The following is a 14,652-nucleotide window of genomic DNA, read 5'->3' as shown; positions in this document are numbered from 1 at the left end:
TGATGTGCATCGCGGTTGCGCAATATTCAGACTTAACTGAAAGGGAATGTAACAGCAGATGAAGTCAGATCATGCAAAGAGATTATTCTGAAAGAGGTGTAATTCATAACTAGTGTAAGCGCTTTCATTTCGTCTGACCCTCTCCTTGTGGATGGAGGGCATCAGGCTGCACAAAAACAACAAGGCCAGCACAAAGCTGGCCTTTCAGAACATCAATGTTGGTGGGTGATTACAGACCGGCAGCTTCGCGCAGCAGAGCGGCTTTGTCGGTTTTTTCCCATGGGAAATGTTCACGACCAAAGTGACCATATGCCGCCGTCTCTTTATAGATGGGGTGCAGCAGATCCAGCATCTGAATCAGACCATATGGACGCAGGTCGAAGAACTCACGTACCAGCAGGATCAGCTGTTCAGCAGGCACTTTTTCCGTACCGAAGGTTTCAACCATGATAGAGGTCGGTTCTGCCACGCCGATAGCGTAGGAAACCTGAATCTCACAGCGGTCGGCCAGGCCGGCAGCAACAATGTTTTTCGCTACATAACGCCCTGCGTACGCCGCAGAACGGTCCACTTTAGACGGATCTTTACCAGAGAACGCGCCGCCGCCGTGACGAGCCATGCCGCCGTAGGTATCAACGATGATCTTACGACCGGTCAGTCCGCAGTCACCCATTGGGCCGCCGATAACAAAACGGCCCGTCGGGTTGATGAAGAATTTAGTGGAGGCGTTCAGCCATTCGGTTGGCAGAATTGGCTTGATGATCTCTTCCATTACCGCTTCCTGCAGCGACTTCTGGTCGATGCTGTCAGCGTGCTGAGTGGACAGAACAACCGCGTCGATACCGACAATTTTGCCGTCGTCATACTGGAAGGTCACCTGGCTTTTTGCGTCAGGACGCAGCCACGGCAGGGTGCCATTTTTACGCACTTCAGCCTGACGCTGCACCAGACGGTGTGCGTAGGTGATCGGCGCTGGCATCAGCACGTCGGTTTCGTTGGTCGCATAACCAAACATCAGACCCTGGTCGCCCGCACCCTGTTCCAACGGATCGGCACGGTCAACGCCCTGGTTGATATCCGGAGACTGTTTGCCAATGGCGCTCAGCACCGCACAAGAGTTGGCGTCAAAGCCCATGTCGGAATGCACATAGCCAATTTCGCGAACCGTATTACGGGTGATCTCTTCGATATCCACCCACGCGCTGGTGGTGATTTCACCGCCGACCAGAACCATGCCGGTCTTAACGTAGGTTTCGCAGGCAACGCGTGCTTTGGGATCCTGCTCGAGGATTGCATCCAGCACGGCATCAGAGATTTGGTCAGCGATTTTGTCAGGATGCCCTTCTGATACGGACTCGGACGTAAAAAGGTGTTTTGCCATATTTAATTTCACCTAAGGAGAATTTAGTTAGCTCAAACTGTTGTGTGGAATAGTCATTGATAGAAGATTCTACCATGAGTCTGCAGGTGACTGTGACACTGGCAGTCTGAGTGTTAATCAGTATGGATGGATTAACATCTGGACGGCTATTTTAGGTCACTTCTTCACCCAATTTCCAGTTTTTTTTGAATCAGCTCTCACTGGGGTGCAAACATCAGTGGAAATTTTTCCGAACACTGCTGGCAATGTGTGCATTTATGTTTTGCTTTTTAGCCAGGTTATCGGTATAAAACGCGGCGCGCGGCTCATACTAAAAAAGCACACGACGATGTCTTCGTGTCGCCACTTCCAGCCGGGTTGAAACTTATGCTTTGGCTTGTGGGTTCGTCTTACGGGGCGGCCGTGGAGGTGATACGAGATAATGAACCGTTGTATTCTACTGAACCTGTCGCACCGTTCTGGTGTGTGCGCGTCTCCCGCAATCTGCATCTCTGCTTTGCATACCTGCCGATGTTATACCCATCTCGGCGCTTCTCAGGACTCGAGAGCTGGTAACAGCAACTAAGGACTGAACAAGGGCGCTCTTGTGAAAACAAGAGTTTTCTCGTGGTTTCGCCGAACCGTCATACTTAAGTTCGGTTACGTGTTTACGATGATATGAAAAAGAAACCGGTCGCGCAGGCGGAGTGTCAGCACTATCTGCTGAAAAAACCGTCTGTTTATGGGTTGTTATCGCAACTTCGTGCTGCGATAGTAGTCAACTGTTTTACACTTGTTACTAAAATCTGAGGTTCGCTATGTCTGACGACATTTCTATGGGTTCGCCTTCGTCAGCAGGCGAACACGGTGTACTACGCTCCATGCAGGAGGTTGCAATGAGTTCCCAGGAAGCCAGCAAGATGCTGCGTACATACAATATTGCCTGGTGGGGCAATAACTACTACGACGTCAATGAACTGGGCCACATCAGCGTTTGCCCGGATCCTGACGTCCCGCAAGCACGTGTCGATCTCGCTAAGCTGGTTAAGGCTCGTGAAGCGCAAGGCCAGCGCCTGCCTGCACTGTTCTGCTTCCCGCAGATCCTGCAACATCGTCTGCGTTCGATTAACGCCGCTTTCAAGCGCGCCCGTGAATCTTATGGCTATAACGGTGATTACTTCCTCGTTTACCCGATCAAGGTTAACCAGCATCGTCGCGTAATTGAATCGTTGATCCATTCCGGAGAGCCGCTGGGGCTGGAAGCGGGTTCGAAAGCGGAACTGATGGCGGTTCTGGCGCATGCCGGAATGACCCGCAGCGTGATCGTCTGTAACGGCTATAAAGACCGTGAATACATCCGACTGGCGCTGATTGGCGAGAAGATGGGCCACAAGGTCTATTTAGTCATCGAGAAGATGTCTGAAATTGCGATCGTGCTGGATGAAGCAGAGCGTCTGAACGTAATTCCACGCCTGGGGGTTCGTGCGCGTCTTGCGTCACAAGGCTCCGGCAAATGGCAGTCCTCCGGTGGTGAAAAATCCAAATTCGGCCTGGCGGCGACGCAGGTTCTGCAACTGGTGGAAACCCTGCGCGAAGCCGGGCGTCTGGATAGCCTGCAATTGCTGCACTTCCACCTCGGTTCGCAGATGGCGAACATTCGCGACATCGCCACCGGCGTGCGTGAGTCGTCGCGTTTTTACGTGGAGCTGCATAAGCTGGGCGTGAATATCCAGTGCTTTGACGTCGGCGGGGGTCTGGGCGTTGATTATGAAGGTACCCGCTCTCAGTCTGATTGCTCCGTAAACTACGGGCTGAATGAATACGCCAACAATATTATTTGGGCGATTGGTGACGCGTGTGAAGAGAATAACCTGCCGCATCCCACGGTAATTACCGAATCTGGGCGGGCGGTCACCGCGCACCATACGGTGCTGGTGTCTAACATCATTGGCGTGGAGCGCAACGAATATACCGAGCCGACAGCGCCGGCTGACGATGCGGCGCGTCCTCTGCAAAGCATGTGGGAAACGTGGCAGGAAATGCATGAGCCGGGCGGTCGTCGTTCGCTGCGCGAATGGCTGCACGACAGCCAGATGGATTTGCACGATATCCACACAGGTTACTCGGCAGGTTCGTTTAATCTTCAGGAGCGCGCGTGGGCGGAGCAGTTGTATCTGAGCATGTGTCATGAGGTACAAAAGCAGCTCGATCCGAGCAACCGCGCGCACCGTCCGATTATCGACGAACTGCAGGAGCGGATGGCGGACAAAGTGTACGTCAACTTCTCGCTGTTCCAGTCGATGCCGGATGCGTGGGGTATCGATCAGCTGTTCCCGGTTCTGCCATTGGAAGGGCTGGATCAAGTGCCTGAGCGTCGCGCTGTACTGCTGGATATTACCTGTGATTCTGACGGGGCAATTGATCACTACATCGATGGTGACGGGATTGCCACCACCATGCCGATGCCGGATTACGATCCGGATAACCCGCCAATGCTCGGGTTCTTTATGGTTGGTGCTTATCAGGAGATCCTCGGCAATATGCACAACCTGTTTGGCGATACCGAAGCGGTAGACGTGTTTGTTTTCCCGGATGGCAGCGTGGAAGTTGAGCTGTCTGACGAAGGGGATACCGTGGCGGACATGTTGCAGTACGTGCAGCTGGATCCGAACACGCTGCTGACCCACTTCCGCGATCAGGTCAAACAGACCGATCTGGACGATGCGTTGCAGCAGCAGTTCCTTGAAGAGTTCGAAGCCGGTCTGTACGGATATACTTATCTCGAAGACGAGTAAGGTTGTTACCCGGCTCACTTGAACCTGCGCAATATAACGGCGATAATCGCAGCCATATAAGCAGTGCCCCCTTCAAACCCTTCCTCGTCGGGCCTAACGACGCGGAAGGGTTTTTTTATATCGACGAATAAGAGGTTTTTGCCATGAGCACCTTAGGTCATCAGTACGATAACTCCCTGGTTTCTAACGCCTTTGGTTTCCTTCGCCTGCCGCTGAATTTCCAGCCTTATGACAGCGACGCCGACTGGGTGATTACTGGCGTACCGTTTGATATGGCGACTTCTGGTCGTGCGGGCGGTCGCCACGGCCCGGCGGCAATTCGTCAGGTTTCCACTAATCTGGCCTGGGAACATAACCGTTTTCCGTGGAACTTTGATATGCGTGAGCGCCTGAACGTCGTGGACTGCGGCGATCTGGTGTACGCGTTTGGCGATGCCCGTGAAATGAGTGAAAAACTGCAGGCGCACGCCGAGAGACTGCTCTCTGCTGGTAAGCGTATGCTCTCTTTCGGCGGCGACCACTTCGTTACGCTGCCGCTGCTGCGTGCGCACGCAAAACACTTTGGGAAAATGGCGCTGGTGCACTTCGATGCCCACACCGATACCTATGCTAACGGCTGTGAATTCGACCACGGAACGATGTTCTACACCGCACCGAATGAAGGGCTGATCGATCCGAACCACTCTGTGCAGATCGGTATTCGTACTGAGTTCGACAAAGACAACGGCTTTACCGTGCTGGATGCCTGCCAGGTGAACGATCGCGGCGTGGATGACATCATCGCGCAGGTTTTGCAGATCGTCGGCGATATGCCGGTCTATCTGACCTTTGATATTGACTGTCTGGATCCGGCGTTTGCTCCAGGAACCGGTACACCGGTGATCGGCGGTCTGACTTCCGATCGCGCGATCAAACTGGTTCGCGGTCTGAAAGATCTGAACATTGTCGGGATGGACGTGGTGGAAGTGGCTCCGGCCTACGATCGGTCAGAGATCACCGCGCTGGCGGCGGCTACGCTGGCGCTGGAAATGCTGTATATCCAGGCGGCGAAGAAAGGCGAATAATCGGACTATTTACTCGCCATTTTACCCCGGGCAGTGCTCGCCATCCTCATGTACTGCGTGTACGCTCCGGTGGCTGAGCGCTGTCCGGGCCTGAACGGGCTTCGTCAATAACGTCTGAGTCATTGCCGAACAGGAAGATGATTATTTAATCCCGTCCGCGGTCATACGGTCGCGAATATGCTGAGCGCGTTCTGCAGATGCCGGGTGATCGTCAAACATGGAGCTTTGACGACCCGCTTCCAGTTTCGCCAGTTTTTCAAAGCTGGTCGCCAGACCCGCCGGGCTGATACCGCGCTTGCGCAACAGATCGTACGAGTAATCATCCGCTTCGGATTCCTGACGCTGGGAGAACTGAGAGTTCACCAGTTTCTCGCCGAGATCGCCCAACTGCGACTGAGACAGGCTGCCAACAATGCCACCCGCAGAGGCGGCAGCGGCGCGTACGGCGTTAGTGCCCAGCGCAACCTGCATCCCTTTCTTCACGTGACCCAGCGCAACGTGGCCCATCTCGTGACCAATAACGGCTTCAACTTCGTTATCGGTCATCATGTCCATCAGGCCGCTATAGACGCGGATGCAGCCGTTGGCCATCGCAAAGGCGTTTACATCTTTCGCCACGTAGACTTTATAGTTCACTGGCTGACCATTGATGTTATCCCCCAGCGCCGCGGAGATTTTACTCAGACGTTTTGCGTAATCACTGCTGGCAGGCGCGATGGTGGCTTTCGCATCCATCTCTTTACACGCCTGGTCACTCAGTGTTTTCACCTGTTCATCGCTCAGGCTATAGGCCTGAAAGGCTTCGGCACCTGAAGAGAGCAGTCCGTTGGAGTCCATATTCTGGCAACCGGTCAGCACCGTTGCCACGCTTACAGCGATCATTAAAGCGCGAATTTTCATTTTTATCTCTTCCGCACGAAGTCAGGATTATTCCAAAAATGCGTGGGTTGCAGTAAAACCAACCCGCAGGCTAAGAGCCAGGACATTACGCCCGGGGGCCTGGCTCTGAGTATAAAGAAAAGAGTCACTCGCGGGCGAACAGATTACGCAACATGCGAGCATGATCCGGAGATTTCTGAAGCGGTAAAAGGATGCTCCATGTACATGACAGGCGGCTTGGGTTACATTGTTGGCACTTTTTTCCGGCGTAGCCCAAAACGCGCTGTCGTCAAGTCGTTAAGGGCATGGCCTTCATCATCCGATCTGGAGTCAAAATGTCCTCACGTAAAGAGCTTGCCAATGCTATTCGTGCGCTGAGCATGGACGCAGTACAGAAAGCCAAATCCGGTCACCCGGGTGCCCCGATGGGTATGGCTGACATTGCCGAAGTCCTGTGGCGTGATTTCCTGAACCACAACCCGCAGAACCCGTCCTGGGCCGATCGCGATCGCTTCGTGCTGTCCAACGGTCACGGCTCCATGCTGATTTACAGCCTGCTGCACCTCACCGGCTATGACCTGCCGATGTCCGAGCTGCAAAACTTCCGTCAGCTGCACTCCAGAACGCCGGGTCACCCGGAAGTGGGTTACANTGAACCACAACCCGCAGAACCCGTCCTGGGCCGATCGCGATCGCTTCGTGCTGTCCAACGGTCACGGCTCCATGCTGATTTACAGCCTGCTGCACCTCACCGGCTATGACCTGCCGATGTCCGAGCTGCAAAACTTCCGTCAGCTGCACTCCAGAACGCCGGGTCACCCGGAAGTGGGTTACACCGCGGGTGTGGAAACCACCACCGGTCCGCTGGGTCAGGGCATTGCGAACGCGGTCGGTATGGCTATCGCGGAAAAAACGCTGGCGGCGCAGTTCAACCGGCCGGGCCATGAGATTGTTAACCACTACACCTGGGCGTTCATGGGCGACGGCTGCATGATGGAAGGTATCTCTCACGAGGTATGCTCCCTGGCAGGCACCCTGAAGCTGGGTAAACTGGTTGCGTTCTACGATGACAACGGTATCTCTATCGATGGTCATATTGAAGGCTGGTTCACTGACGATACCGCGAAGCGTTTCGAAGCCTATGGCTGGCACGTGGTGCGTGGGGTGGATGGTCACGATGCTGACGCGATTAAACGCGCAGTGGAAGAAGCGCGTGCCGTCACGGACAAACCGTCCCTGCTGATGTGCAAAACCATCATCGGTTTCGGTTCCCCGAACAAAGCGGGTACCCACGACTCCCACGGTGCGCCGCTGGGCGACGCAGAAATCGCGCTGACCCGCGAACAGCTGGGCTGGAAATACGCGCCGTTCGAAATCCCGTCTGAAATCTACGCGCAGTGGGATGCGAAANCCGTCACGGACAAACCGTCCCTGCTGATGTGCAAAACCATCATCGGTTTCGGTTCCCCGAACAAAGCGGGTACCCACGACTCCCACGGTGCGCCGCTGGGCGACGCAGAAATCGCGCTGACCCGCGAACAGCTGGGCTGGAAATACGCGCCGTTCGAAATCCCGTCTGAAATCTACGCGCAGTGGGATGCGAAAGAGGCCGGACAGGCAAAAGAAGCTGCGTGGAACGAAAAATTCGCGGCCTACGCGAAAGCCTTCCCGCAGGAAGCGGCTGAATTCACCCGTCGTATGAAGGGGGACATGCCGGCTGACTTCGACGCAAAAGCGAACGAGTTCATCGCTAAGCTGCAGGCTAACCCGGCGAAAATCGCCAGCCGTAAAGCGTCCCAGAATGCCATCGAAGCGTTCGGTCCGCTGCTGCCGGAATTCCTCGGTGGCTCCGCTGACCTGGCGCCGTCCAACCTGACCCTGTGGTCCGGCTCTAAGGCGATCAACGAAGATACTGCCGGTAACTACATCCACTACGGCGTGCGCGAATTCGGTATGACCGCGATCGCCAACGGTATCTCCCTGCACGGTGGTTTCCTGCCGTACACCTCGACCTTCCTGATGTTCGTGGAATATGCCCGTAACGCGGTGCGTATGGCCGCGCTGATGAAACAGCGTCAGGTGATGGTTTACACCCACGACTCCATCGGTCTGGGCGAAGATGGCCCGACTCACCAGCCGGTGGAGCAGGTGGCGTCGCTGCGTGTGACCCCGAACATGAGCACATGGCGTCCGTGCGACCAGGTGGAATCTGCCGTTGCATGGAAATACGGCGTTGAGCGTCAGGACGGCCCGACCGCGCTGATCCTCTCCCGTCAGAATCTGGCGCAGCAGGAGCGTACCGAAGCGCAGCTGGCGAACATCGCGCGCGGTGGTTACGTGCTGAAAGATTGCGCGGGCCAGCCGGAGCTGATCTTCATCGCGACCGGTTCAGAAGTTGAGCTGGCCGTTGCAGCCTGGGAAAAACTGACTGCCGAAGGCGTTAAAGCGCGCGTGGTTTCCATGCCGTCTACCGACGCGTTCGACAAACAGGATGCGGCTTACCGCGAGTCCGTACTGCCGAAAGCAGTTTCCGCACGCGTTGCAGTGGAAGCGGGTATCGCAGACTACTGGTTCAAATACGTGGGTCTGAACGGCGCTATCGTCGGCATGACCACCTTCGGTGAGTCAGCCCCGGCGGAGCTGCTGTTTGAAGAGTTTGGCTTCACCGTCGAGAATGTTATTGCCAGAGCGAAAGCGCTGCTGTAATCACCAAAACGATACAAAACGGGTCGCTAAGGCGGCCCGTTTTTATCTCGGGTTGAAATTATTTTTAATCAAACAAGCGTTTATTTTAGATCTGAATCACAAAATTGATATTCAATAAATTTATATATTTGCAATCAATGTCACATAATATCAGTTGCTTTTTATAATCTTATATTCAACCTTTTGTTTTTTTAACGTTTTGTAAAAAACATGTTTTACACCTCGTCTTTTTTCCCTTGATTGATTTCATTTTGCCGCACGAGTATTTTGTTTTTAACACTAAGCTGTACCCTAAAAATAAAATAAGGATAATTTATGCGGTTGATTGATTATTTCCCTGAAGCCTCTATCTCAATAAAATCAGCAGCAAAAGACTGGCAGGAAGCAATTGATTTTTCCATGTCATCTTTGCTGGCTAATCATTATATTAACCCTGGTTATATTCAGGCTATCAAAGATTCAACGATTAACAATGGCCCTTATTACATTCTGGCTCCCGGAGTAGCAATGCCTCATGCTCGCCCTGAATGCGGCGCGTTAAAAACAGGCATGTCATTAACGTTACTCAGGCAGGAAGTGCAGTTCGCCGAAGATGATGATGGCATAAAATTATTAATCGGATTGTCGGCAGCAAATGCCGATTCACATATCGACGCTATCCAGGCATTAAGCGAACTCTTATGTGAAGAGGAAACATTAGCAGCATTATTCGCTGCGAAATCAGAAAAACAGCTGGCAGATATTATAGCTGGCGCATAATTATTTTCTCCTCTACAGGATTTTATTATGGAACACAAGTCTGCTCGTGCAAAGGTCCAGGCTTTTGGGGGATTTTTGACTGCTATGGTCATCCCTAATATCGGTGCTTTTATTGCCTGGGGTTTTATCACCGCACTATTTATTCCGACGGGGTGGTTGCCCAATGAGCACTTCGCCAAAATTGTCGGTCCGATGATTACTTATTTATTACCCGTGATGATTGGCTCAACCGGTGGACATCTGGTGGGCGGAAAACGCGGAGCGGTCATGGGGGGCATCGGTACTATTGGCGTGATTGTGGGCGCTGATATCCCGATGTTCCTCGGTTCAATGATTATGGGGCCGCTTGGTGGTCTGGTGATTAAACACATTGACCGACTGCTTGAGACGCGTATTCCTGCCGGTTTTGAGATGGTGATTAATAACTTCTCTCTGGGCATTAGCGGGATGATCCTGTGCCTGCTGGGGTTTGAGATCATTGGCCCGGCAGTCCTCATTGCCAATAATTTTGTGAAAGAGTGCATTGAATCGCTGGTCCATGCGGGTTATCTGCCGCTGCTGTCATTGATTAATGAACCGGCGAAAATTCTCTTTCTGAATAACGCCATCGATCAAGGGGTCTATTATCCCCTGGGAATGCAGCAGGCCTCAGAGACCGGCAAATCCATCTTTTTTATGGTCGCCTCGAACCCTGGTCCGGGTTTAGGTCTGCTGCTGGCCTTTACCTTTTTTGGCAAAGGAATGGCAAAGAAATCGGCTCCGGGCGCGATGATTATCCATTTCCTCGGCGGCATTCATGAGCTGTATTTCCCTTACGTGCTGATGAAGCCGTTAACGCTGATCGCCATGATTGCCGGGGGAATGAGCGGTACGTGGGTATTTAATCTGTTAGGCGGAGGACTGGTTGCGGGTCCAAGTCCGGGGTCGATTTTCGCTTACCTGGCATTAACCCCGAAAGGTTCTTTCCTCGCGACGATAGCGGGCGTAACGGCGGGAACGGTGGTGACTTTTATCATTACCTCTTTCATCCTGAGAATGGAAAAAGCCAGCGACGTGGAAAGCGAGGATACCTTCAGCGATTCAGCCAACGCAGTTAAGTCTATGAAGCAGGAAGGCAGTTTTTCATACCGCAATGTGAAACGCATTGCCTTTGTTTGTGACGCGGGAATGGGATCCAGCGCCATGGGGGCGACAACGTTCCGTAAGCGTCTGGAAAAGGCCGGACTGTCCGTCGACGTTAAGCATTATGCCATCGAGAATGTGCCGGATGACGCCGATATTATCGTGACCCATGCCAGCCTTGAAGGGCGCGTTAAGCGAGTGAGTCAAAAACCTTTAGTGCTGATAAAGAACTATATTGGCGATCCGCTTCTCGACGATTTGTTTAAACATTTGACGACGAATTAACATTTCTGGTTTCCGGAGTAGATATGAAAACGAAAGTAGCTGCGATATATGGCAAGCGGGATGTTCGTATCCGTGAGTTTGATTTGCCCGAAATAACGGAAAATGAACTATTGGTCAGCGTTATTTCCGATAGCGTGTGTCTCTCAACCTGGAAAGCGGCAGCATTAGGCAGTGAGCACAAACGCGTGCCGGACGACCTGGAGAATCATCCGGTCATTACCGGTCATGAGTGTGCCGGGATAATTGTTGAGGTTGGAAAAAATCTGATCGATAAATACAAAAAAGGACAGCGTTTTGTTTTACAACCGGCAATGGGGTTGCCCAGTGGTTATTCTGCCGGATATAGCTACGAGTATTTTGGCGGGAACGCCACTTATATGATTATCCCGGAGGTGGCGATTAATCTGGGCTGTGTTTTACCCTATCACGGATCCTATTTTGCCGCTGCATCGTTGGCGGAACCGATGTGCTGCATTATTGGCGCCTATAACGCGAATTACCACACGACGCCGTATGTCTATGAACATCGGATGGGGATTAAACCCGGCGGCAATATTGCGCTTTTAGCCTGCGCCGGGCCGATGGGGATAGGCGCGATTGATTACGCCATTAACGGCGGGATCCAACCGTCGCGAGTAGTGGTTGTCGATATTGATGAAGTGCGTCTGGCACAGGCCAAAAAACTGCTGCAGGTTGAACTGGCAGCAAGTAAAGGAATTGAACTTATCTACGTCAATACCACCGGAATGGACGATCCCGCCGCCCAGCTGCGGGCCTTAACGGATGACGCCGGGTTTGATGATGTCTTTGTCTATGCCGCCGTGCCCGCCGTGATTGAGATGGCGGACGATCTTCTTGCGGAAGATGGCTGCCTGAACTTCTTTGCCGGGCCTACGGATAGCCACTTTAAGGTGCCGTTCAATTTTTACAACGTGCATTACAACAGTACACATGTCGTGGGGACATCCGGTGGTTCAACCGATGATATGAAAGAGGCTATTGCGCTGAGTGCCACAGGCCAGCTTCAGCCTTCATTTATGGTGACCCATATCGGCGGACTCGATGCGGTGCCGGATACCGTTCTTAATTTGCCGGATATACCCGGTGGCAAGAAGCTTATCTACAACGGCGTCACCATGCCGCTGACCGCGATTGCGGATTTCGCCGAAAAAGGAAAAACCGACCCCTTGTTCAGGGAGCTGGCGCGTCTGGTTGAAGAGACGCACGGAATCTGGAACGAAAAGGCGGAGAAATATTTGCTGGCGCAATTTGGCGTCGATACCGGGGAGGCGGCGGCATGATGTCTCTGGCATGGCCGCTATTTCGCATTACGGAACAGGCAGCGTTAGCTGCCTGGCCGCAAACCGGGTGCGGCGATAAGAACAAAATTGATGGGCTGGCCGTCACGGCGATGCGGCAGGCATTGAATGAGATTGCCATTCGCGGGCGAATCGTCATTGGTGAGGGAGAGATTGATTGCGCGCCTATGCTGTGGATTGGCGAGGAGGTCGGAAACGGTAGCGGAACAGAGGTTGATATTGCCGTCGATCCCATTGAAGGCACCCGAATGGTGGCGATGGGGCAAAGCAACGCGCTGGCGGTCATGGCATTTGCACCTCGTGGGAGTCTGCTACATGCCCCTGATATGTACATGAAAAAGCTGGTTGTTAACGGGCAGGCGAAAGGGGTGATTAACCTGGCCCTGCCGTTGACAGAAAACCTGCGCAATGTGGCTGAGGCGTTGGGTAAACCGCTGGATCGATTGCGGATGGTGACGCTGGATAAGCCGCGCCTTCAACCAGCGATTGCCGAGGCGACACAGCTTGGCGTCAAGGTGTTTGCCTTGCCCGATGGTGATGTGGCTGCCAGCGTGCTGGCCTGTTTACAGGATAACCCTTACGATCTGATGTACACCATTGGCGGGGCGCCAGAAGGGGTTATTTCCGCCTGCGCGGTAAAAGCGCTGGGGGGGGATATGCAGGCCGAGCTGATCGATTTTTGTCAAGCGAAGGGGGATAGCGCGGAAAATCGACCGATCGCAGCACAGGAGCGCCAGCGCTGCGCGGAGATGGGAGTTGAGGTCAACCGGGTCTATGCTCTCGACGAACTGGTGGGGGGGCATGACATCCTCTTCAGCGCGACGGGTGTGACCGGTGGCGATCTTGTTAATGGTATCCAGCAGGTTGCGAATGGTGTGCGCACGCAAACTTTACTGATCGGCGGCGCGGATCGAACGTGTAATATAATAGACTCTCTGCATTCATGGTGATTTATCGAGAAACGAATGACGACGCTGACAGAAGACGATGTGCTTGAGCAGCTGGATGCTCAAAATAACTTACTCTCGTTTATGACGACGGCACATAACATTTTGCTTCAGGGCATTAAGCGCTTTCTGCCGTCGCTGTTTGTCAATAACGATGAAGAGATCGTGGAATATGCAGTGAAGCCGTTACTCGCCCGGAGCGGGCCGCTTGATGATATCGACGTTGCGTTACGTCTGATTTACGCGCTGGGGAAAATGGATAAATGGCTTTATGCCGACATTACCCATTTTTCCCAGTTTTATCAGTACCTGAATCAGCAGAAAGAGATCCCCGGCTTCGCGGATGACGTGACCTGGGACTTTATCAGCAACGTGAACTGTATCACCCGCAATGCAACCCTTTACGGTGCGCTGGAGTCGATGAAATTTGCCGACTTTGCCGCATGGTCTGAGGTTCGTTTTAGTGGGATGGTCAAGACGGCAATGACGCTGGCGGTAACGACAATTTTAAAGGAATTAACGCCGTGAAAATCGGACTGACGGTAAATGGGCTGCACGTTGAAGCACATTACGATGATGATGAAATTGAGAATGTTCACAAACCGTTGTTGCAACAGTTGGCAAAAATAGATGCGGCTAATCCTGAGCGACGTACGATTGTCTTTCTCAGCGCACCACCCGGAACAGGCAAATCGACGCTGACAACCTTCTGGGAGCACCTCTCTCGTCTGGATCCCCGCCTGCCGGAGATCCAGACGCTGCCGATGGATGGTTTCCATCACTATAACGCCTGGCTGGACGCCAGCCACCTGCGTGCTTATAAAGGTGCGCCGGAAACCTTTGATGTCGATAAACTTGCGCAAAACCTGCGTCAGATTAGGACTGGTGAAGGCACCTGGCCGCAGTACGACCGGCAAAAGCACGATCCGGTCGAAGACGCGATAGTGGTGACCGCGCCCATTGTGATTGTGGAAGGCAACTGGTTATTGCGCAATGACGAAAGATGGCAGGCGTTAGCGGAGTTTTGCGATTATTCGCTGTTTATTCGGGCTCCGATCGACGCGCTACGGGAGCGGCTGGTGAGCCGTAAGCTGGCCGGGGGGGTATCCCAGGCCGATGCAGAGGCGTTTTACCAGCGTACCGATGGGCCGAATGTTCGCCGGGTGCTGGAAAACAGTCTGCCCGCAGATCTCACGCTGGAGATGACGCCGGCAGGTAAGTACCGGATGGTGGAACGGTAACTTTATTCCAGTTATGCCGTGATTATTATTACGGCTCACTGGAATAATTGCCGCTGTGGTCGCGTATAAAATGTGACGCAGGTCAGATAACTGTCTTCTTCAACTGGACAATCATTCCTTTTATTCCTTGTTTCGCTTATTCTAGCTGAAGCGTTTCAGTCGACTAAATGTTCGA

At 53.2% G+C, this 14,652-nt stretch carries 13 protein-coding genes and 2 pseudogenes; 13 read left to right on the top strand and 2 right to left on the bottom strand.

Going from position 1 to position 14,652, the window contains the following annotated elements; translation table 11 throughout:
- Window positions 1-229: 229 nt before the first annotated feature.
- Window positions 230-1,381 carry a methionine adenosyltransferase gene (gene metK, locus C3432_RS15020; RefSeq protein WP_103777387.1) on the bottom strand — a complete coding sequence of 384 codons (1,152 nt, stop codon included), beginning with the start codon at window positions 1,379-1,381 and terminating at the stop codon, window positions 230-232.
- A gap of 421 nt (window positions 1,382-1,802) precedes the next feature.
- Here metK and C3432_RS28230 point away from each other — a divergent pair, with 421 nt between their 5' ends.
- The 4 genes from C3432_RS28230 (at window position 1,803) to speB (ending at window position 5,219) form a co-directional block, all read left to right on the top strand.
- The gene (locus tag C3432_RS28230) at window positions 1,803-1,946 is read left to right on the top strand and encodes a hypothetical protein (protein WP_308457670.1); all 144 of its coding nucleotides are present in this window, start codon (window positions 1,803-1,805) and stop codon (window positions 1,944-1,946) included.
- Window positions 1,947-2,038: 92 nt separating this feature from the next.
- Window positions 2,039-2,170, top strand: a complete 132-nt coding sequence (gene yqgB / locus C3432_RS15005; RefSeq protein WP_103777386.1) for an acid stress response protein YqgB — start codon at window positions 2,039-2,041, stop codon at window positions 2,168-2,170.
- 8 nt (window positions 2,171-2,178) lie between these two features.
- Window positions 2,179-4,155, top strand: a complete 1,977-nt coding sequence (gene speA / locus C3432_RS15000; protein ID WP_103777385.1) for a biosynthetic arginine decarboxylase — start codon at window positions 2,179-2,181, stop codon at window positions 4,153-4,155.
- Window positions 4,156-4,298: 143 nt separating this feature from the next.
- The gene (gene speB, locus C3432_RS14995; RefSeq protein WP_103777384.1) at window positions 4,299-5,219 is read left to right on the top strand and encodes an agmatinase; all 921 of its coding nucleotides are present in this window, start codon (window positions 4,299-4,301) and stop codon (window positions 5,217-5,219) included.
- Between the two features lie 141 nt (window positions 5,220-5,360).
- Here speB and C3432_RS14990 read toward each other — a convergent pair whose 3' ends face one another.
- Entirely contained in the window at window positions 5,361-6,119 is a 759-nt protein-coding gene (locus tag C3432_RS14990) for a M48 family metallopeptidase (RefSeq protein WP_103777383.1), read from the bottom strand.
- A 314-nt stretch (window positions 6,120-6,433) separates the two neighbouring features.
- Here C3432_RS14990 and C3432_RS14980 point away from each other — a divergent pair, with 314 nt between their 5' ends.
- From C3432_RS14980 to C3432_RS14940, 9 genes and pseudogenes are all read left to right on the top strand, one after another.
- The gene (locus C3432_RS14980) at window positions 6,434-6,859 is read left to right on the top strand and encodes a hypothetical protein (protein WP_374755470.1); all 426 of its coding nucleotides are present in this window, start codon (window positions 6,434-6,436) and stop codon (window positions 6,857-6,859) included.
- Window positions 6,756-7,508: pseudogene (locus tag C3432_RS28550) on the top strand (thiamine pyrophosphate-dependent enzyme); the annotation flags it as partial. The gene C3432_RS14980 and the pseudogene C3432_RS28550, both read left to right, overlap by 104 nt.
- A 180-nt stretch (window positions 7,509-7,688) precedes the next feature.
- Window positions 7,689-8,804: pseudogene (locus C3432_RS28545) on the top strand (transketolase-like TK C-terminal-containing protein); the annotation flags it as partial.
- Between the two features lie 315 nt (window positions 8,805-9,119).
- Window positions 9,120-9,563: a PTS mannitol transporter subunit IIA gene (gene cmtB / locus C3432_RS14965; protein WP_103777381.1), complete on the top strand. Its 444-nt coding sequence runs from the start codon at window positions 9,120-9,122 to the stop codon at window positions 9,561-9,563.
- A gap of 27 nt (window positions 9,564-9,590) precedes the next feature.
- Window positions 9,591-10,970 carry a PTS mannitol transporter subunit IICB gene (locus C3432_RS14960; RefSeq protein ID WP_103777380.1) on the top strand — a complete coding sequence of 460 codons (1,380 nt, stop codon included), beginning with the start codon at window positions 9,591-9,593 and terminating at the stop codon, window positions 10,968-10,970.
- Between the two features lie 23 nt (window positions 10,971-10,993).
- A complete protein-coding gene (locus C3432_RS14955; RefSeq protein ID WP_103777379.1) occupies window positions 10,994-12,271 on the top strand; it encodes a zinc-binding dehydrogenase in 1,278 nt (425 codons plus the stop codon).
- Complete coding sequence (gene glpX / locus C3432_RS14950; protein ID WP_103777378.1) at window positions 12,268-13,239, top strand: class II fructose-bisphosphatase; 972 nt, start codon at window positions 12,268-12,270, stop codon at window positions 13,237-13,239. The genes C3432_RS14955 and glpX overlap by 4 nt, the downstream gene beginning before the upstream one ends.
- A gap of 15 nt (window positions 13,240-13,254) precedes the next feature.
- A complete protein-coding gene (locus tag C3432_RS14945) occupies window positions 13,255-13,764 on the top strand; it encodes an MltR family transcriptional regulator (RefSeq protein ID WP_103777377.1) in 510 nt (169 codons plus the stop codon).
- Complete coding sequence (locus tag C3432_RS14940) at window positions 13,761-14,477, top strand: nucleoside/nucleotide kinase family protein (protein WP_103777376.1); 717 nt, start codon at window positions 13,761-13,763, stop codon at window positions 14,475-14,477. The genes C3432_RS14945 and C3432_RS14940 overlap by 4 nt, the downstream gene beginning before the upstream one ends.
- Window positions 14,478-14,652 lie beyond the last annotated feature (175 nt).

It is taken from the genome of Citrobacter amalonaticus (assembly GCF_002918555.1).
Lineage (GTDB): Bacteria > Pseudomonadota > Gammaproteobacteria > Enterobacterales > Enterobacteriaceae > Citrobacter_C > Citrobacter_C amalonaticus_A.
The sequence above is the reverse complement of the archived record's forward strand: the minus strand, read 5'-3'. Positions and strand labels throughout refer to the sequence as shown.

Bases quoted from the DNA above. Each gene is read 5' to 3' on its own strand.
- yqgB (WP_103777386.1), top strand. From the start codon at position 2,039: ATGAAAAAGAAACCGGTCGCGCAGGCGGAGTGTCAGCACTATCTGCTG.
- speB (WP_103777384.1), top strand. From the start codon at position 4,299: ATGAGCACCTTAGGTCATCAGTACGATAACTCCCTGGTTTCTAACGCC.
- metK (WP_103777387.1), bottom strand. From the start codon at position 1,381: ATGGCAAAACACCTTTTTACGTCCGAGTCCGTATCAGAAGGGCATCCT.
- C3432_RS14960 (WP_103777380.1), top strand. From the start codon at position 9,591: ATGGAACACAAGTCTGCTCGTGCAAAGGTCCAGGCTTTTGGGGGATTT.
- C3432_RS14945 (WP_103777377.1), top strand. From the start codon at position 13,255: ATGACGACGCTGACAGAAGACGATGTGCTTGAGCAGCTGGATGCTCAA.
- glpX (WP_103777378.1), top strand. From the start codon at position 12,268: ATGATGTCTCTGGCATGGCCGCTATTTCGCATTACGGAACAGGCAGCG.
- speA (WP_103777385.1), top strand. From the start codon at position 2,179: ATGTCTGACGACATTTCTATGGGTTCGCCTTCGTCAGCAGGCGAACAC.
- cmtB (WP_103777381.1), top strand. From the start codon at position 9,120: ATGCGGTTGATTGATTATTTCCCTGAAGCCTCTATCTCAATAAAATCA.
- C3432_RS28230 (WP_308457670.1), top strand. From the start codon at position 1,803: ATGAACCGTTGTATTCTACTGAACCTGTCGCACCGTTCTGGTGTGTGC.
- C3432_RS14955 (WP_103777379.1), top strand. From the start codon at position 10,994: ATGAAAACGAAAGTAGCTGCGATATATGGCAAGCGGGATGTTCGTATC.
- C3432_RS14990 (WP_103777383.1), bottom strand. From the start codon at position 6,119: ATGAAAATTCGCGCTTTAATGATCGCTGTAAGCGTGGCAACGGTGCTG.